Origin of the sequence: Rhizobium sp. AN6A, from assembly GCF_900215635.1 — a bacterium.
In the GTDB taxonomy this organism is placed as follows: domain Bacteria; phylum Pseudomonadota; class Alphaproteobacteria; order Rhizobiales; family Rhizobiaceae; genus Agrobacterium; species Agrobacterium tumefaciens.
Genome location: NZ_OCNC01000002.1, coordinates 447,170 through 466,177, shown reverse-complemented (window position 1 = coordinate 466,177; position 19,008 = coordinate 447,170). Strand labels below are relative to the sequence as shown.

Below are 19,008 nucleotides of genomic sequence, written 5' to 3'. Positions count from 1 at the left end.
TCAGACCCTTTCCACGAGCTTTTGACCGAAGAGCCCGGAGGGACGGATCAACAGGAAGGCAAGGGCCACGACATAGGCAAACCACCCCTCGATGCCGCCGCCGAAATATTCGCCGATATAGACCTCGGCCAGCTTTTCCGACGCGCCGACAATCAGACCACCGATGATCGCCCCGAGAATGGAATCGAAGCCGCCGAGAACCAGCACCGGCAGCGCCTTCAGCACCACCAGCGACAGCGAGAACTGCACGCCGAGACGCGCGCCCCAAAGCAGTCCCGCGACCAGGGCAACGAGACCCGCCGCCGCCCAGACGCTCGCCCATATCCAGGGTAGCTTGAGGCCGACGGCCAACGCCGCGAGCTGGTCGTCGGCGACAGCGCGGAAACCGAGGCCGATACGATTGTAGCGGAAGAAGACGGAAAGAACCGCCACCAAGCCGGCCGCAACGACGCCGGCAAAGATGTCGAACTGGCTGATGAACACGCCGCCGACATCAAAGGGAATGTCCTCGATACCGAGATCGAGGCCATGAACCTGCGTGCCCCACAGGAGTTGGGCCGCACCCTCGATGATGTAGGAAAGGCCGAGCGTCGCCATGAACAGCGTGATCGGCGGCTTGTTGGTGAGCGGCCGAAGCACCATGCGCTCGATCACGATTCCGAGAACCACCATGATCGCAAAGGTAATTGCCAAGGCCGCCGCAAAAGGCACGCCACGCTCCACAAGGCTGACGAAAGTCAGCGCCGCAAACAGGAGAAGCGCGCCTTGCGAAAAGTTCAGGACGCCCGATGTCTTGTAGATCAGCACGAAGCCGATTGCGACGAGCGAATACATGACCCCGGAGAGCAGCCCGCCGATCAGCACTTCGGCGAAGAACAGCCAGTCAAACGTCATCAGATACCCTCCCCGCCTTGATTTTCCGGCGCAACGCCGAGATAGGCATCGATGACACGTTGGTCGCTGGCAATCTGCGCCGGCGTTCCGTCGGCGATCTTGCGGCCGTAGTCGAGCACCGCGATGCGGTCGGAAAGCCCCATCACGACGCCGATGTCGTGTTCGATCAGCACCACCGTGACGGCATATTCGTCCCGTGCGAGCCGCACATATTCGGCAAGTTCGTTCTTCTCCGTCGCCGTCATGCCGGCCATCGGCTCATCGAGCAGCAGGATACGCGGTTCGGCGGCAAGCGCGCGTGCAAGCTCGACCCGCTTTTGCAGGCCATAGGGCAGCGCGCCCGCAAGTCGGTCGACATAGGGCGTCAGGTGCAGGAAGTCGATGATTCGCCCTGCCCGCTCGCGGGCATCGGCCTGCTCGCGGCGTGCGCGCGGCAGGCCGGCGATCTGGCTCATGAAATTTGCGCGCCCGACGTAAGCCCGGCCGGCCGCGACATTATCGAGAACACTCAGTCCCTTGAACAAAGCGAGATTCTGGAACGTCCGTGCCACGCCGAGACGGGCGAGCTTCTGCGTCGGCACAGGTCTATAGGCCCTACCATCGATCGTGACATGACCACGATCCGGGCGATAAACGCCGGAGATGACGTTGATCAACGAACTCTTGCCGGCACCGTTCGGGCCGATGATGGCCCGGATTTCGCCATGCCGCACGGCAAGGTCGACATCCCTTAGAGCGACTATACCTCCAAATGAAAGGTCGATACCGCGAAGGGCAAGCGCAAGCCCTTCATCAGGGCGCGGCGCGCTGCGATCATGCTCGACGCGCTCATCACGCAGGGTGACGTGCGCGCGGATGTCCGTGGGGATCGCCACCTCGGCGCCGAGACTTGCAAGCAGAAAATTCGATGCCGACATCGTTCAGTCCATTCTCTGCCCCGATGGGCACAGGTTTCCAATCGCGGAGGCGATCACGCCCGCATCGATGGCAGCGGCTTAGGGCCGCTGCATCTGCGCTTTGCAATGTTACTCGGCTGCGATTGCAGCGCTGACTTCCGCCTGCTCCAGCTCGCGTATGAGCGGAATGACATGCTTGCCGAAGTATTCGACTTCCTCCTGAAAATGCAGGAAGCCGAGCAGAATGAGATCGGCGCCGGCGCGCTTCAGGTTGACGACGCGTTCGGCCACCTGACGCGGCGTGCCGATCAGGTTGGAGCGGAAGCCGTCATTGTACTGAACGAGGTCTTCGAAGCTGGACTTCGCCCAGTTACCTTCGCCTTCGGGAGAAGACTTACCGGCATTCTTCACCTCATGGCCAAAGGCGTTGACCGCTTCCGGATTGGCCTTGTCGATGATCTCGGCGAGCACGGCCCTGGCCTCCTCCTCGGTCTCGCGCACAATGGCGAAGGCATTCACGCCGACCTTGACCGAATGGTTGTTTTCCTTGGCCTTGGCGCGGATGTCGTTCACCTGCTTGGCGATCTCCTCCGGCGTGTTGCCATTGGTAAAGTACCAATCGGACACGCGGGCCGCCATATCGCGGGCCGCGCGCGAGGAACCGCCCTGGAAGATTTCCGGCTGCGGATCGATCGGCTTTGGCTTGAGGGAGTAATTGTTGAAGCGATAGAAATCGCCGCGAAAGGTAAAATTGTCTTCTGTCCAAATGCCACGCAGAGCCCGGATGAACTCTTCCGAACGGCGGTAGCGCTCGTCATGATCGAGCCACGGTTCACCAATGGCGTGGAACTCGCCGCGGAACCAGCCACTGACGACGTTAACTGCGACCCGACCGTTGGTGAGGTGATTGATCGTGGCAATCTGTTTGGCGGCAAGCGCCGGATTCCACGGACCAGGCAGGATGGCGGCGATGACCTTCAACGTCTTCGTCGATTCTAGAAGAGCGTGACTGAACGACACGGATTCATGCTGGAATTCGGCGCCGTAGCCGGCAGTGAAGCGGATCTGGCTTAGCGCGTAATCGAAACCGCTCGCTTCAGCGATCTGCGCGAGCTTGCGGTTGTAGTCGATTGTCCAGCTAGTGCGTTGCTCGATGTTCGAGATGACGAGGCCGCCGGACACATTCGGGACCCAATAGGCAAATTTCACGGGCTCAGCGTGGTGTTCAGTCATGAAAATCTCCTCTTTCCTGATGTCAGTTGGCGACCGCTTCGTGTGAAACGACGCGAAAAGCCGACTGGTGATCGTCGGCGACAAGGTTTCTGGCCGGCAGTAGATCGATCAATTCGGCGACGGCACGCTCGACGCGCGCCTCAACCACGGGGTTCGAGAGCGTGTATCCGGTGAAATCCGCCTCAACGGCGTAGACCGTCGTTGGCACTGTAACGGCGCCAAAGAAGCCGAACAGCGGCCGGAACTGATGCTCCAGCATGAGGCCATGCAGCGCTGTACCGCCCGTTGCCGCAAGGATCACACGCTTGCCTTGAAGCGCACGGAAATCGACGAGATCGAAGAGATGCTTTAACGCGCCGGTGTAGGATGCACGGTAGACCGGTGAGCCGACGACAAGTACATCCGCAACTTCCACCGCATCAATAATCCTGCGGCCAGCCTCATCCAGTTGATCTGCGCGAAGAGCCCTGAACAGGATCGGCGCCGCTACAGCCAGATCGATCGTATCCACAGAGACGCTTGCCCGTCTCTCGATCGAGGCCAGAATGTCCGAGACAATGCGCGCCGTGCGTGACGGTTGTTTTACGCTGCCGCTTATTCCAAGTACGTTCATTGTTAGCCTCACTCCTGTTATCTTTAATCTCTATAGTTTTCATAGATAATCAAAGATGCAAATTCCAAAGTGAGGGCACTTTGAGGAAACCAATCTTGTGCATTCGCTCTCTGGCGCAAAGGACTGAGCAGGCAGGGCCAGTGAGCAGCGAAGCGTTTCGGCGCCGCGTCGCTTGTTTGTCGTGACCGACCTGCAAAAACTGTCGCGTTCTCCCTCACCAGAATTGAGTGAGGGTGTGTCTCTTTTCACTGTCTTGATGCGATACCAACCATCGAACAGCCTTGCATCGATTGAATGACTGGCGAGCGGTCTATCTCGATAAAATTCGTACTTCGGTAGCGCCCAAGTCAGCGCATGTGCGAAGGATAAATTAGCACGGAACATTGACCCCTTTTTTATCCAATTTTCACCTCCTATGGGCGATCAGAATTTGATCGCCGGGCGCTGGAAGAGTTCCATTGGATGGGCCAGGTGCGTGCCGGTCGCCCCAATCCAGCTGGATCATATTTGGGATATCGATTTGAGTTCTCCTTCGGCCACGATTGGCCGGAGGAAGAACGCGCGACGCTTCAGGTTAAACAGGGAGCCGAGGACGACTCTGGCATTGTCCGCCGCCCTTTGGAGAAGGAACAATATTCACCGTGAAGCGGATCATCTGTTCAGCAAACAAATCCGGAATGCGTCGCGAATGACTGGGGTTTTACCGCAAAGGCGAGTTCAGTTGATGTCGTCAGGAATAAATCCACCTGTCTGCCGCCGCCACAGCCGCGCGAAAAGACCATTGGTTTCAATTAGCTCCCCCGGTGGGCCTTCCTCGATTATGCGACCGTTTTCGAGCACTACGATACGGTCCATGCTGGAGATGGTCGAAAGGCGGTGGGCAATGGCGATGACCGTTTTGCCTTGCATCACAAGATCAAGCTTCTCCTGAATGGCGGCTTCGGATTCGCTGTCGAGGGCCGAGGTTGCTTCATCGAGGATCAGGATCGGAGCGTTTTTCAGGAGAACGCGGGCGATCGCGACACGCTGGCGTTGGCCGCCGGACAGTTTGATGCCGCGGTCACCGACGTAGGCGTCGTAGCCCTTGCGGCCATCGCTATCGGAGAGTTCGGCTATGAAGGTGTCGGCAGCAGCCATTCTGGCGACATCTTCCACCTCCTGCGCGCTCGCCTGCGGCCGCCCATAGCGGATATTATCACCGACCGAACGATGCAGCAGAGACACATCCTGGGCTATAACGCCAATCGCGCGGCGCAGACTCGATTGGGTAACCGAACGAATATCCTTTTCGTCGATCAGGATCGCGCCGTCCTGGATGTCGTAGAAGCGCAGCAGGAGATTGGCGAGTGTGCTCTTGCCAGCCCCCGAAAGCCCGACGAGTCCAACCTTTTCACCGGGACGGATCGTCAGCGAGAGATCATCGATAACCGGCTTGCCAGTCTTGTAGGCGAAACGGACGTTCTCGAAGCGGATTTCCCCGTGGCGAATGGCAAGTTCCGCCGCGTCTGGACGATCGGTGATGGTGGGCGGTGTCGTCATGACGGGCATGGCATCCTTGATCGTACCGACTGCCTGGAAGATCTGTTGGCCCATCTGCAGGAACGTGAAGGTGTGAGCAGACAGCCGGCTGAGGACGTAAACGGCAGCCGTGAATTCGCCGATCGTGACGAAACCATCGACAAGCCCGGTAAAGCCGATCGACAGTATCGCCAGCCAGTGCATCATGTTGAGGACAACGACGATGACCTCTGAGGTGCGGTAGATCCGCTGTTCACTTTGTTGCGCATTGATGGCCTTGGCAATAATGCCGCGGATAGCGCCCGCCTCGCTGTCTTCGGCGGCAAACTGCTTCACCATCTGCATATTGCCGTAGAGATCAGTGATGGCGCCAGAAATCAGGCTGCGCCGCTTGGCAGAACGACGCGAGCGCTCGGTAAAAACAGGTGCCAGCCTGACTGCGAGCAGAACGTTGAGCGTGATCCAGACGATGGTCGGCAAGGCGAGCTGCCAGGAGAGTGCGCTCAAGAGAATGACCGACCCAGCCATTTGCATCACGAAGCGTGGGATGGACTGGAAGGCCGATATGATCTGCTGCTGCACGGCCGAGGCCACCTGCTGCAGACGCGAGGCGACCTGACCAGCATAGAGATCATGGAAAAAGGCCAGGTCCTGCCGCTCCACCGCCTTGTGGCCCTGCCACTGAATGGCGGCAGGCATACCAATGCCAAGCGTATGCGAGTTCAGCGTGTTGACGAAGAAGGAGCCAATCGGGATCGCGGGGAAGAGCATCAGGCCAAGCAAGGTCAGAAGCAACCATTCATTGTGCAGGAAGGCGCTTGCGCCCTGTTGCGTTACGCCATCAACAATGACCGAAAGGCCCCAAATGATAGTAAGATTCATGGCCTCGATTGCCATTGTCGAAAGGGCGAGCACGAGCAGGATGCCGCGGAACATCCGGATGAAGTGCAGGAGAACAGCAACCGGGCCATTCGCGGGCAACGGCTGATAGGGGATGTCGAGGGGTTGGATCAGCGTTTCAAAGGGTCGATAGATCGTATCGGAAATCGACATCAGGGCTCGAACTCCAATTGAAGAAAGATCAGACAGTCTCAGGCATACGTTAGCATAACGGCCAATAGTGTCGTCGCATCATATCGGCTACCTCGTCTAGCATCGGTTCGATTGGATAACGAGCTCATGAGGCCGATCCACGAGAAGTCCATGTCCGTCCTGTTGCTAGCAAAAAAGGAAGCCGACATATCGATGCTGCGGTCATGCGGCAAAAATTGCAGTCTCAGGATCGATGATGTCGCGGCGCGACCACGGTTTAAATGGACTTAACCGGGGCTCCTCCAATGACGGACTTGGCTCTTATGCGAGCGGCCTTTCGGTAGGCCCGAGGCGTGAGTCCCATCTCCATCCGGAAATAGCGATTGAAGTTCGACAGGTTGTTGAAGCCTGCCTCGAAACAGATATCGGTGATCGATATTTCGGTCTCCGCGAGCAGGGTTCTTGCTCGCCAGACGCGGACTGATCGGCTATAGTCAGAGAAGTTCATCCCGGTCAGACGCCGAAAGGCACGGGAGAAGGCGGACGGCTCGAAACCAACCAGCGCAGCCACTTCATGCATCTGCGCACCAGGATCCGATTGCAGGATCTGGATTGCCTGGTCGATCCGTCGGTGCCTGCGGTCCGACACCTGGTTATAGACCGATAGGAAGTGTTCGCTGGCGAGCAACCTCTTTTCGGTGGCCGCTTCGATTGCCTCCAGTATCTCTAAAAACAGCCCTAGCCCACCGCGATGTCCTACCGCGTGGAGCTCGAGTATCTTCGCTCCAATCGCGAGTGCGTCGGCGCCCAGAACTTCGATCCCCCGTTGGGCCAGAGGCTTCAGCCGGTGGAGCACTTCAAACTCGGGGCATACTGCGCGAACACCGATCAGGGCATCCGCGTCGAATTGCAGGACCATGTCGCGGCCGGGTAAAGCCGGTGCACCAGGTGTGATCCAGTTATGGGGCAGATTTGTCCCGGTGAGCACCAGATGCCCGGGTCGAAATGGGCCGATATAGTCCCCCACATAAGCAAATCCGGTAGCGTCAGGGATGAAGTGAATCTCCCATTCGGGATGATAGTTCCAGATGCAGATCGGATTGGGATAGTCGTCCCTCCGGATCAGATAGGAAGCGCCTCCGGGTAACACGATCTGCTCGCGCGTGGCGGTGAAGGTCTCAGAGACCGTTTGAGGAAAGTCTGATGCAATAGGCATTCAATTGCTCATGTTATAGCGCACAAATGTCAAGATAATACCAGTTCTTTGACGGAGGCAAACTAGTACGCGTCTGTCGCTTGCGCAAATGTGGGCCCGTCGATGGCAAGGGAGTTGCCATTCAGGGAGGACATCATGACACTCAACGCTCTGCGCGCCGGTTGCGCGGTTATCGCCATATTTGCCGCATCCAGCGCTTTTGCCGCCGCACAATGCACCAGCGACGTGCGTGTCCTTGCGCAGCCGCGCGACGGACTGACCCTTCTCGAAAAATATGTCGATGAGTTCGAAGAACTCTCCGGCGCAGGCTTCGAGATCAGCTATCTTAACGAGAATGATCGCCGCGCGAAGTCGCAGGCCGACGCCTCGACGGTCGGAAGCTTCAACGTGTATTATGTTGATGAAGCCAATCTGGCGCTTTTTGCCTCGTCTGGCTGGATCGTCCCGCTTGATGGCTTTTATCCATCCGAATACGACTACAAAGACTTCGACGCCGGTATGCGCGCAGCTGCGACCTATGACGGCAAGCAGTGGTTTGCACCGGTACAGGGCGGTGGCGACCTGATGGTCTATCGCACCGACCTCCTGGAAAAGGCAGGCATCGCGCCGCCGAAGACCTGGGACGAATATTTCGCAGCCGTGCAGAAGCTGCATGATCCGGCCAACGGGGTCTACGGCACTGCGCTTCGCGGACAGCGCGGTTCAGGCGCCAACGTTTGGCGCTGGATGCCGTTCTTCAAAGCAAACGGTGGCGAGTGGTTCAAGGACGGCAAGCCGGCCTTCAATTCGGATGCCGCGGTAAAGGCGACAGAGACCTATCTCGAGCTCTTCAAATATTCGGCGCCGGGCACTCAGACCGGCTCCTGGGACGAGTCCACCGGCGCCTTCCGCTCCGGCAAGGTGGCGATCATCATCGAATCCGCACCCCTTGGCGGTATGTCCGTCGACAAGGCGCAGAGCCAGGTGGCAGACAAGGTTGCTTTCTCCGTTCCACCGTCGCCGCTGCCTGGGGCCGGTTACGCCCATGGCTTTGCAATCGCGTCCAAGGCCAACAAGACCGATGAGGAAAAGGCCTGTGCTGGTCTCTTTGTTGCCTGGGCAACGTCCAAGGAACAGGAGGCCCGTCGCCTCGCCGCCGGCCAGCCGGGCGAGTTGACGCGCACAAGCACCTATCAGAGCCCGGAATACGCCAAGACCTTTGGCCAGAACCTTGCCGACGCCATGGCTGCGACCGGTGAGAAGACCACAGTCACCTTCTGGCAGGATCCGCGCTGGCAGGAATTGGGCAACCAGTGGGGCATCATGCTGGAAGAGCTGATCACCGGTAGCCGCACTGACATCAAGGCGACGCTGAACGACCTTGAAGCCTTCGCAGCCAAACTCTGACGCCTCCCAAGCCGTCTGACGGGCGCGTCTGATGACGCGCCCCCTTTTCCCAATCCGAGGATCTGCCATGCGCCGCGGCCGCTCGCTGCCTTACGTCTTTCTTGGGCCCACTTTGGGTATCCTGATCGTTCTGGCGCTCGTGCCGACGATCTACGCTATCAATATATCCCTGCAGAACCGAACCCTTTCGGCACCCGATGCAGACTATGTCTGGTTAGCCAATTATCTGGCGCTGTTTTCGGATGCCCGTTTCCTGAACGCGCTCTGGGTATCTTTCAAGTGGGAGGTCATCAGCGTCTCGTTGACCATGTTGACGGGGGTTGCGCTCGGGATTGCCATGTTCGAGGCAGCGAGCCCCCGTATGCGCAACGTCCTCTGCGTGCTCTTCATCATTCCCGTTCTCTTGCCACGCGTGTGCGCCGCTTTTGTGTGGAAGTTCGCCTTTCATCCGCTCTACGGCGCGCTGACCTGGCCGGTCAGGGAGCTCACCGGCATCACGCCCGACATTCTGTCGACGCCGCTCGGCGCGCTCCTTGCTGTTGCTTTCGTCGATGTCTGGCAATGGGGCTTGTTCTTTTCAGTGATCATCTTGAAGCTTCTCGAATCCCTGCCGCCTCAGCCGCTGGAAGCCGCACGCATAGATCGGGCGACCCGCTTCGAAATCCATCGTTTCGTGACCCTGCCGATGCTGAAAGCACCCTTGATCAGTCTGCTGCTGGTCAAGGCGATCGAGAGTCTTCGGTCCTTCGACCTCGTTTACGTCATGACGCGCGGCGGTCCCGGCATCTCAACCGAGACGCTTGACATGTATGCCTATTCCCAAGGCTTCATAGAAGCCGGCAAGATCTCCTATGCGTCCTCCATGGCCGTCATCATGATGGTCCTGACCATCGTCACCTTTACCTTTACCTGGAAGAGGCTGAACCGATGAAGATATCCACCTTTCTGCTCAGGCTTTTGTTGGTTCTTGCCGCTGCACTTGTCGTGCTGCCACTCCTATGGACCCTGCTAAACGCCTTCAAGACCAATGCCGACCTGCTGGTGTCAACGCCGAAGCTTATCTTTCAGCCTGTCTTCGACAATATGAGTTATGTGCTCAATCGCCGCTCGGTGGCGCGCGCACTTACCAATTCGTTGATCATCTGCTCGAGTGCGGTCGTGCTTGGCGCCGTGCTCGGTGTACCGGCGGCCTATGTGATTGCCCGATTCAAGAACAGGATCACCGCGGAGGCGCAGTTCTTCGTTCTGTCGCTGCGCTTTCTGCCGCCCGTCGCGATCGCTATTCCCATGCTGGTCATCTGGCTCGGCCTTGATCTCTATGACACCCGGCTGTCGCTGATCGTGACCTATCTCATTGTGACAGCCTCGATCACCATCTGGCTTTCCGTGCCGGCTTTCGAGCGTGTTAGCCTTCACGTTGAAGAAGCTGCCCGGGTGGATGGGCTTGGCCCTTATGCGACCTTCTTCCGCATCGCCTTGCCGATTGCCCGTTTCCAAGTCTTCGGCGCCATTGCCTTCTCCTTCGTCCTTGTCTGGAACGAGTTCCTGCTTGCCATGATGCTCACGACCTCGAAGGCAAAGACCCTGCCGATCATCGCGTCCGAGATGTCACAGCTCGGCATGAACGTCCCCTGGGGTATTCTGAACGCCGCCGTCGTCCTGTTGTCGCTGCCACCGCTGATCCTGCTCGGAGTGCTTGCCGGTGGCCTCAACGCCGCATTTTCCAAGAAAACTGACAAAGGTTGACTGACCCATGAAAGCACTTGTCCTCGAACATGTCGGCGAACTTTCCCTGCGCTATATCGAAATTCCCCAAGAGTTGGGGCCGGATGACGTTCGCATTCGTATCCACACTGTTGGCGTCTGCGGCAGCGACGTGCACTATTACACCCATGGTCGCATCGGTGACTTCGTCGTTAACGCGCCCATGGTTCTCGGCCACGAGGCAGCAGGAACCGTCACCGAGACCGGCGCCAACGTCACCCATCTGAAGCCCGGTGACCGCGTCTGCATGGAGCCGGGCATCCCCGATCCGAAATCGCGTGCGTCGCGGCTCGGCCTCTACAATGTTGATCCTGCCGTGACATTCTGGGCAACGCCGCCGGTGCACGGCGTCTTGTGCCCGGAGACAGTCCATCCGGCAAGTTTCACATACAAGCTGCCTGACAATGTCTCCTTTGCCGAAGGCGCGATGGTTGAACCATTTGCCGTGGGCATGCAGGCGGCTGCCCGGGCGAAGATCACGCCCGGCGATACGGCGGTTGTTACCGGTTGCGGAACCATCGGCATCATGGTGGCACTGGCTGCCCTTGCCGGCGGCTGCTCGCGAGTGCTGATCTCGGACATTTCCGCAACAAAGCTTAAACTGGCCGAAAGTTATGGCGGCATCACTGGTATCAACCTTAAGGAGGTCGATCTCATTGAGACCGTCAACGAGGCGACAGAAGGGTGGGGAGCCGATATCGTCTTTGAATGCTCCGGCGCACCGGCCGCGGTCCGTGATCTCTTCAAGGTCGTGCGCCCGGGCGGAACAGTCGTTATCGTCGGCCTGCCGCCGGAACCCGTCGCGGTAGACCTTGCGGCGGCCTGCTTCCGCGAATGCCGTATTGAAACGGTTTTTCGCTACGCCAACGTGTTTGACCGTGCATTGGCGCTGATCGCCGCAGGCAAGGTCGACCTGAAGCCCTTGGTTTCCGGCACATATGCCTTTGATCAATCGATCGACGCCTTTGAAAGGGCAGCTGAAGGCCGGCCGCAGGACGTAAAGCTGCAGATCGTCGTGGACGGGGAGACGAAGTGATGGCCACTGTTGAGTGCCGGGGGATCCGGAAAGTCTATGGTTCGCTTGAGGTCATGCGGGATTTTGACCTGAAGATCGACAACCACGAATTCGTCGTCTTTCTTGGCCCGTCAGGCTGCGGAAAATCCACTATGCTGCGGATGATTGCCGGGCTTGAAGAGATTTCAGGCGGGGATCTGCTCATCGGTGGCGAGCGGATGAACGATCGCGATCCGGGTGACCGGGGCATCGCCATGGTGTTCCAGAACTACGCGCTTTATCCCCATATGAGTGTGCGGGACAATATTACTTTCGGTCTCGAGAGGGCGGGAATAGGCAAAGCCGCGATCGATCAGCGCCTGGCGCCTGTGGTCGACGCGCTCGGTCTTGGCGTCTATCTTGCGCGCAAGCCGACGGAACTGTCGGGCGGACAGCAGCAGCGTGTGGCCATCGCCCGAGCCATGATCAAGACCCCGGAGGTCTTCCTGTTCGACGAACCGCTTTCAAACCTTGATGCCAAGTTGCGCGGCAGCCTGCGGGTCGAGATCGCGCGCCTCCACCGCGACCTGAAAACGACAAGCATATATGTCACTCACGACCAACTCGAAGCCATGACCCTCGCCGACCGTATTGTCCTAATGAAGGACGGCCGTATTGAGCAGATGGGCACGCCCGAAGAAATTTATCAGGCACCTCGGACAGTGTTTGCTGCCGGCTTCATCGGCACACCGAACATGAACTTCCTTCAGTTGCAGATGACACAGGAGTGGCTCGGCGACAATCTTGTCAGGTTTGCAGCTCCGGCAGGCCTACGCTCGGGTGAGGTCACCGTTGGAATTCGGCCCGGATCATTTCGTATAAACCAGGATGCTCAAGCCTTTCGCGGCACCGTCGAGCGGAACGAGTTCCACGGTGAGACACGTCTGATCTGCCTGAAAAACGACCGCCACGAGATCAATATTTCTGTTCCTGCAGACACTAGACCCGCCATCGGCGAGGTGCTTGGTGTTGAAGTGGCCTCGTCCGACCTTCACGTGTTTGATCCCGGTACGGGACTGAGGTTGATTTAATCCACTCAGGTCGGACCTTCAATGACGTCGCGCAGACCTACTGGACGCCTGCAATCTAACTGGCTTCCGGCGGGTGGCCGGTGACCTGAGCCGCAAAACTTCCTTCAAATCCTGGTAGGGTCGGTTGCTCTGAAGAGACGGGCAGCACCAAGCATTCACGGACGAGCAGTTCATTGGGATATTGAAAGAACAGGAGAGCGGCTGATATCTGCCGCCAGCGACGTCACTGTAATCGCGATCACCCATCGTACAGCGTTAGTCACTATGAAGGATCAGGTGATCAACTGAGGCGGCAGAGAGATGAGGCCGCAGCACAACTGCGGGCGGGCTTGCACGAAACGGATCGGCGGATGTGCGGCCCGCTGTTGGTGTATTCAAGCCATCAATTTCACCGTGGCAGTTACCGGAAAGGCCTGTCGCGCTTATTCAATGTGATAGGAAGACACCGCTTTCCTCTGAGCCAAAAATTTTGCAATCCTGCGAGGTGCATATCGCACCGGTCGCTTAAAAGACGGCTAGCGACTATCAGATCAGCTGATCATTTACCGGAGGCGCCCACAGATCCTGAATGACCGCATCGATCGGGCGGGCCTGTGGGATCGAGGACGGAGGTGCCGCTCTCCAGAAAGCACACAAAGAAGAGCAACCGAAATATTCAGTTGAACTCTCGTAGCAATTTCAATCCGGCGGCGCTTGCAGTCACCGCCGCCATTATTTTCGGTCACATCCTGACAACGATCAGCAGTCCGCCGCTTCAACGGCAGAAATAACCCCGTGATTTTAGCGATCTTGTTGGCCGCTTAATTCTTTCTCATTCGACCAATAAATGGTCAAATCCCACAAATTTCACTGGCCCAAAAGCGCGATATCCGCCTGAAAATTGAATTGGCACGCTGTTTGCTTGTGACTGATTTGACCGTTTTGACTGATTTGACGGTTTATTCAAAATAGAAAAGGGGAACTCGATGGGTTCAGAATTCAGTCGTCGTCGCTTCCTGCAAGGATCCGCGGGCGCAGCCGCCGTCGCTGGCTATATGCAGATCAATCCTGACTTCTTCATCTCGCCGGCCTTCGCGCAGGCCGGCAAGACCATGACCTTCCTGTCGGCTGAAAACATCACCGGCAACTGGGACCCGACCGCTCATACGACACTTTCTCAGAAGAATATCGAAGGTTTCGTCATGGGCTTTCTTACCCGCACGCCGATGAAACTCGATGATCCCGGCGCGGTCGTCTACGAACTGGCCACCGACATCAAGCTGCTTGACCCCCACCGGCTACAGATCAAGCTGCGAGAAGGCATCGTCTTCCATGACGGCAAGCCGTTCAAGGCAGAAGACGTCAAGGCCACCTTCGAATACGGCTCCAGGGCAGATCGTCCGGCGCAGTGGTATCCCGGCCCAACCGAGACGCTGACGATCGAAACACCTGACGATTACACCGTCATCGTCGACACATCTAAGGGCGGCTATCCGGCCCATCTCTTCATCTTTCTTGCATCCTTCCTGCCGATCATGTCGGCCAAGGACGTCGCCGGCGGCCCCGGCGGCCCGCTCTCCCAGCGGCTCAACGGCACCGGTCCTTTTAAATTCGTCGAACAGCGCGGCAACGACACCGTGATGCAGGCCTATGACGGCTACTTCAAGGGCAAGCCGGCCATCCCCGGCATCAACTTCACTTTCACAGGCGACTCCACCACCCGTATGTTGTCGCTGATGAACGGCCAGGCTTCGATCGTTGAACGTCTGGAGCCTGAACAGGTTGACACGATCAAGGACAATCCGGCGATTTTCATCAACAAGGTCGTTTCGGTCGAGAACAAGTATCTGTGGTTCCGCTGCTCGAAACCGCCTTTCGACGATCCGCGTATCCGTCTTGCCGCCTGCCATTCGATCGATCGCGACATGATCATGGAACTGATGGGCTCGGCCGGCCATGCCTCGTCGAACTTCGTCTCGCCGGTCAAATTCGGCTATGTCGATCTGGCGAACTACCCGAAATTCGACCCCGAGAAGGCTCAAGCCTTGCTCGCCGAAGCCGGTTTCCCAAACGGCAAGGGCCTGCCGCCACTTGAATACATCACGTCCGTCGGCTTCTATCCGAAGACCAAGGAATATGGCGAGATGCTGACCGCCATGCTGCAGGAGCAGGGATTTAACGTCAGCCTGACCGTGCTTGAACCTGCGGCCTGGAACGAGCAACTGTATCATCGCCCCGGCGGCGGCCCGGGCCATATGGTCGATTGCGGCTGGTCGACAGCGTCTCCGGAACCGGATCTGGTGCTGCGCACCCATTTCCATTCCACCTCGCACCGCATCTGCGGCATCGAGGACAAGGAGATCGATGCCAGCCTCGACAAGGAACGTTCGGCACCGACGCTGGAAGAGCGCAAGAAGATCCTTCAGGAAGAGACCATGCCTCTCATCACCGCCAAGATGCCGGCACTCTCGCTGTTCACATCCGTGATGATCCACGCAATGCAGAAGGACTTTGAGGGCATGTACATCTATCCCGACGGGTCGATCGACGCCGCCAAACCTGCTGCCTGACCGTGATCAGCCACACGCCGCGATCAGGCGGCGTGTGGACTTGCCCGTGACTTTTCGAGCGGAGTGACTGAATGTTTGCCGTGAACTTCCTGATGCGACGCCTCATGCAGGGCGCCATCATCATATTCCTTGTGTCCTTGCTGATCTTTACCCTCTTGCGGGTGGTGCCGGGTGACCCGGTACGCCTTATGGCGGGCGGCATGGCGCCCGAAGCACTGATCGAAAAGATCGCAACCGACATGGGCCTTCGCGATCCCATACTGGTGCAATTCGGTCGCTATATGGGCGGTGTGGTTCGTGGCGATCTTGGCCAGTCCTTCGTGCGCCCGGCGAACGGCGCCTCGACCGGTGGCGCGACATTCAACGACTCAACTCGCGGCGAACGAGCGAAGGTCTTCGACCTGATTTTCGATGCACTTCCAATGACGCTTCAACTGGCGGCCGTGACGCTGGTGATTGCACTGGTCTTCTCGGCAATCATCGGCATTGCGGGCGGGCTTTCGATCGGCAGATGGCCAGACAAGCTTGCCTTCTACATCTCATCGATATTCATCTCGCTGCCGAATTTCTGGCTCGGCATCGTTCTGGCATTGCTTTTCTCGGTGAAGCTCGGATGGCTTCCTGCCATTGGTTATCAGGGCTTTGCCTACACAATCCTGCCGGCAATCGTGCTGGCGGTCGAATTGTCTCCGGTGCTGATCCGCACGCTGGTCAGTTCCGTATCCAGCCAGATGATGGAGCCCTATGTGGCAGTCGGACGCGTACGTGGCCTGAGCCGTTCGCGGATCATCTCCAACCATGCGCTGCGCAACGCCTCGGTGCCGCTTCTCAACCTGCTCGGTGTGCAATTCTCCAGCCTGCTCGGCGGGGTCATCATCGTCGAATATATCTTCGATTATCCCGGGCTCGGCCTTCTGACCATCAATGCCGTGCTGCAGCGCGACTTTCCGTTGATCCAGGGTATCGCGATCGTCACGAGCGCCATCTTTGTACTGATCAACATTGTCGTCGATCTCGTCGCAACAACCATCGATCCGAGGCTTGAATACTGATGTCCATCACATCCGCACTCGACACCCCGATCATATCGAAAATGGCAAGCCGCTCGATTGCGCGCCGCATATTCGATCGCGCCGCATCGACGCCGGGTTTTCGCATTGGCCTTACGATCTTCCTGCTGCTTGCGATTGCCGCCGCACTTCATCCGGAAATCAGTGGCGTCGACCCGACCAAGATGGATGTGAAGGCCCGCCTTCTGCCGCCACTTTTCTTCGGCGACAACTGGAGCTGGGGCCACCCGCTTGGCACCGATCAGATTGGCCGCGACATGCTGGTGAGGTCGCTTGTCGGCCTGCGTTATTCCTTCCTGATCGGGATTGCATCGGTTGCAGTGACACTCATCATCGGCTGCGCCCTCGGCACGATCGCCGGTTACTTTGGCGGTCGTATCGACATGCTGATCATGCGTCTGACCGATGCGCAGCTGTCTATCCCGATGATCATTCTGGCGATCGCCGTTCTTGGCGTGTCGCGCCCGACAATTCCGGCCATCGTCCTGGTGCTTGGTCTCTCAAGCTGGCCGGTCTATGCGCGCATCATGCGTAGCATTGTAATGACGGAAAGGCAGCGGGAATATGTGCGCGCTGCCAAACTTGGGGGCTCGACCGATTTCCGCATCATCGTCAGCCTGCTTCTGCCGCTGCTCCTGCCGCCGGTGATCTTCACCTCAGTGCTTGATGTGGCACGCATGATGATCTTTGAATCGACACTCGGCTTCCTCGGCCTGGGTGTCCAGCCGCCGACGCCGACCTTCGGCAATATCATTGCCGATGGCCGAAAGTATCTTCTGAACGCCTGGTGGATCGCTACCATGCCCGGCATTTTCCTCGGCCTCACTTTAACCAGCATCAATCTCATAGGCGCTTCGCTGGAACGGGCCCGCAACACCATCCACGGAGGGTCCGAGTGATGATCAAGCCGCTTCTTGAGCTGAAAAACCTCACCGTTAATGCCGGTCGCTCGGACAAGGCGAAGATTATTCTGGACAATATCTCCTTCAGCCTCGCGCCGCGAGAGATCGTCGGTGTGGTCGGGGCCAGCGGAGCCGGCAAGACGGTGCTGTCCAAGGCAGTCGTCAACTGGCTGGAACCGCCGCTTTCCGTGCGTTCCGGCAGCGTCCTCTTCGAAGGCAAGGATATTTACGGCATCTCCGAGAACGAGATGCGCACCCTGCGCCGCCGGGTCGCCTATGTCGGCGCCAATCCGATGGGTGCACTCGATCCGACGCTGCCGGTCGGCGTCCAGATCGTCGAGAAGCTGCGTGCGGTCGTTCCAGGAACCTCGCGGAAAGAGGCGGAAAAGCGCACGATCGAGCTTCTGGAGGCCGTCCGCATTCCCTCGGCCCGCAGCCGTTTCAGCGACTACCCTTCGCAGTTTTCCGGCGGCATGATGCAGCGCGCACTGATCGTTGATGCGTTGGTGACGAACCCGGCGCTGCTGATTGCAGATAACGTCACCCAGCCGCTCGACGTTACCGTCGCAGCCCAGGTCATCCGTCTGATGAAGGAACTGACCGACGGTTTCAATACCGCTGTGCTGTTCGTCTCCTCCTCACTTCCCGTTGCCCGCGAAGCCTGCAACCGAATTTTGGTGATGGAGAAAGGTCGCATCGTCGAGGAACAGGAAACCGAAAAGCTGATCGCTGCTCCTGCATATGCCTATACGAAAGAGCTTGTCGAACAGACGCCGAAGATCTGGATCGAAAAGACCGAGATGCCGCATCTCAACGACAAACGCGACGTTGTCTTGAGCCTGCGCGACGCCTCACAGGTCTACAGGGTAAAGAAGAAGACCGGCTTCGGTGGCTTCAACCATGTGCGTGCGGTTCGCAACGTCACATTCGATGTCCGGCGCGGCGACAGTTTCGCGATCGTCGGTGAATCCGGTTGTGGCAAGTCGACGCTGATGCGGCTTCTGAGCAGGCTGGAACTGCCGAGCTCCGGCCAGGTTCTGTGCGGTGCCGACGATATCGCCATGCTCGGTGGCAAAGACCTTCTGACCTTCCGCAAGAAGCTGCAAATGGTACTGCAGGATCCGTTCGGCTCCCTGCCGCCACGCACATCGGTCGGGAAGATGCTGGAGGGCCCACTTCGCACGCACGGATGGAAGGACAGTGCCAAAATTCGTGAGCGGGTGCTCAAGGTCATGGGCGAAGTCGGCCTCTCCGCCGATCTCTACGAGGAATTGCCGATCGGCCTGAGTGCCGGCCAGCGCCAGCGCATCAACGTTGCCCGTGCGCTGGTTCTGGAGCCTGAAATACTGATCATGGACGAAACGCTTTCTGCCCTGGACCAGACAGAACAGTTCAAGCTTCTCGATCTTTTCCAGAAGCTGCAGAAGGAATACGGCCTCACTTACATCTTTATCTCCCACGACCTTGCGATGGTCCGCAAGGTCTGCAACCGGGTGGCGGTAATGTATCTCGGCGAGGTCTTCGAACTGGCTGATAACGAGCGGTTGTTCTTCGATCCCGGACATCCTTACACAATGGCGTTGCTCAGCGCGATGCCGACACTTGAAGAACGCCGCTACAAGGCGGAAGACTGCCTTCTGGAAGGTGAACCGCCAAGCCCGATCGATATTCCTCCAGGTTGCAGCTTCAAGTCGCGCTGTCCGCGTGCGATGGAGAAATGCGGCAGCCTGCAGCCCGCGCTTACCGCGCGTGGCAGCCAGGATTTCGCCGCCTGTCATCTCATCCAGCCATTGGCTCTCGATGACGCAACACGTCAAATGGCTTTAGCCTGACCATGGTTGCGGCGCCAC

Annotated in this window: 15 protein-coding genes; 9 read left to right on the top strand and 6 right to left on the bottom strand. The window is 58.3% G+C overall.

All coding sequences use genetic code 11. From position 1 onward, the window contains the following. From CRO62_RS03515 to CRO62_RS03485, 6 genes are all read right to left on the bottom strand, one after another. The gene (locus CRO62_RS03515; RefSeq protein WP_097099203.1) at positions 1-897 is read right to left on the bottom strand and encodes a branched-chain amino acid ABC transporter permease; all 897 of its coding nucleotides are present in this window, start codon (positions 895-897) and stop codon (positions 1-3) included. Next, the gene (locus tag CRO62_RS03510) at positions 894-1,811 is read right to left on the bottom strand and encodes an ABC transporter ATP-binding protein (protein WP_097099202.1); all 918 of its coding nucleotides are present in this window, start codon (positions 1,809-1,811) and stop codon (positions 894-896) included. The genes CRO62_RS03515 and CRO62_RS03510 overlap by 4 nt, the downstream gene beginning before the upstream one ends. A 108-nt stretch (positions 1,812-1,919) precedes the next feature. Next, positions 1,920-3,023: a dimethylsulfone monooxygenase SfnG gene (gene sfnG / locus CRO62_RS03505; RefSeq protein ID WP_097099201.1), complete on the bottom strand. Its 1,104-nt coding sequence runs from the start codon at positions 3,021-3,023 to the stop codon at positions 1,920-1,922. Positions 3,024-3,045: 22 nt separating this feature from the next. Further along, the gene (msuE, locus tag CRO62_RS03500; RefSeq protein WP_154961958.1) at positions 3,046-3,636 is read right to left on the bottom strand and encodes an FMN reductase; all 591 of its coding nucleotides are present in this window, start codon (positions 3,634-3,636) and stop codon (positions 3,046-3,048) included. A gap of 717 nt (positions 3,637-4,353) precedes the next feature. Continuing rightward, on the bottom strand, positions 4,354-6,207 hold the full coding sequence (locus tag CRO62_RS03490; RefSeq protein ID WP_097099198.1) for an ABC transporter ATP-binding protein: 1,854 nt from the start codon (positions 6,205-6,207) through the stop codon (positions 4,354-4,356). A 256-nt stretch (positions 6,208-6,463) separates the two neighbouring features. Further along, complete coding sequence (locus CRO62_RS03485; RefSeq protein WP_097099197.1) at positions 6,464-7,402, bottom strand: AraC family transcriptional regulator; 939 nt, start codon at positions 7,400-7,402, stop codon at positions 6,464-6,466. Between the two features lie 135 nt (positions 7,403-7,537). Between CRO62_RS03485 and CRO62_RS03480 the strand changes: the two genes are divergently transcribed. The 9 genes from CRO62_RS03480 to CRO62_RS03440 all read left to right on the top strand — a co-directional run bounded on the left by CRO62_RS03480 (position 7,538) and on the right by CRO62_RS03440 (position 18,990). Beyond that, positions 7,538-8,788 (top strand): ABC transporter substrate-binding protein, encoded by a 1,251-nt coding sequence (locus tag CRO62_RS03480; protein ID WP_097099196.1) that lies wholly within the window; start codon positions 7,538-7,540, stop codon positions 8,786-8,788. 67 nt (positions 8,789-8,855) lie between these two features. Further along, on the top strand, positions 8,856-9,719 hold the full coding sequence (locus tag CRO62_RS03475) for a carbohydrate ABC transporter permease (protein WP_097099195.1): 864 nt from the start codon (positions 8,856-8,858) through the stop codon (positions 9,717-9,719). Beyond that, on the top strand, positions 9,716-10,534 hold the full coding sequence (locus CRO62_RS03470; RefSeq protein ID WP_097099194.1) for a carbohydrate ABC transporter permease: 819 nt from the start codon (positions 9,716-9,718) through the stop codon (positions 10,532-10,534). The genes CRO62_RS03475 and CRO62_RS03470 overlap by 4 nt, the downstream gene beginning before the upstream one ends. A 7-nt stretch (positions 10,535-10,541) precedes the next feature. Then, positions 10,542-11,588 (top strand): NAD(P)-dependent alcohol dehydrogenase, encoded by a 1,047-nt coding sequence (locus CRO62_RS03465; RefSeq protein WP_097099193.1) that lies wholly within the window; start codon positions 10,542-10,544, stop codon positions 11,586-11,588. Then, complete coding sequence (locus CRO62_RS03460; protein WP_097099192.1) at positions 11,588-12,637, top strand: ABC transporter ATP-binding protein; 1,050 nt, start codon at positions 11,588-11,590, stop codon at positions 12,635-12,637. The genes CRO62_RS03465 and CRO62_RS03460 overlap by 1 nt, the downstream gene beginning before the upstream one ends. 965 nt (positions 12,638-13,602) lie before the next feature. Further along, positions 13,603-15,186 (top strand): ABC transporter substrate-binding protein, encoded by a 1,584-nt coding sequence (locus tag CRO62_RS03455; protein WP_025591696.1) that lies wholly within the window; start codon positions 13,603-13,605, stop codon positions 15,184-15,186. A 71-nt stretch (positions 15,187-15,257) separates the two neighbouring features. Beyond that, complete coding sequence (locus CRO62_RS03450) at positions 15,258-16,238, top strand: ABC transporter permease (protein WP_038497236.1); 981 nt, start codon at positions 15,258-15,260, stop codon at positions 16,236-16,238. Next, a complete protein-coding gene (locus CRO62_RS03445; RefSeq protein ID WP_097099191.1) occupies positions 16,238-17,155 on the top strand; it encodes an ABC transporter permease in 918 nt (305 codons plus the stop codon). Before CRO62_RS03450 ends, CRO62_RS03445 begins: the two co-directional genes overlap by 1 nt. After that, a complete protein-coding gene (locus tag CRO62_RS03440) occupies positions 17,155-18,990 on the top strand; it encodes an ABC transporter ATP-binding protein (protein ID WP_097099190.1) in 1,836 nt (611 codons plus the stop codon). The genes CRO62_RS03445 and CRO62_RS03440 overlap by 1 nt, the downstream gene beginning before the upstream one ends. Positions 18,991-19,008: the final 18 nt, after the last annotated feature.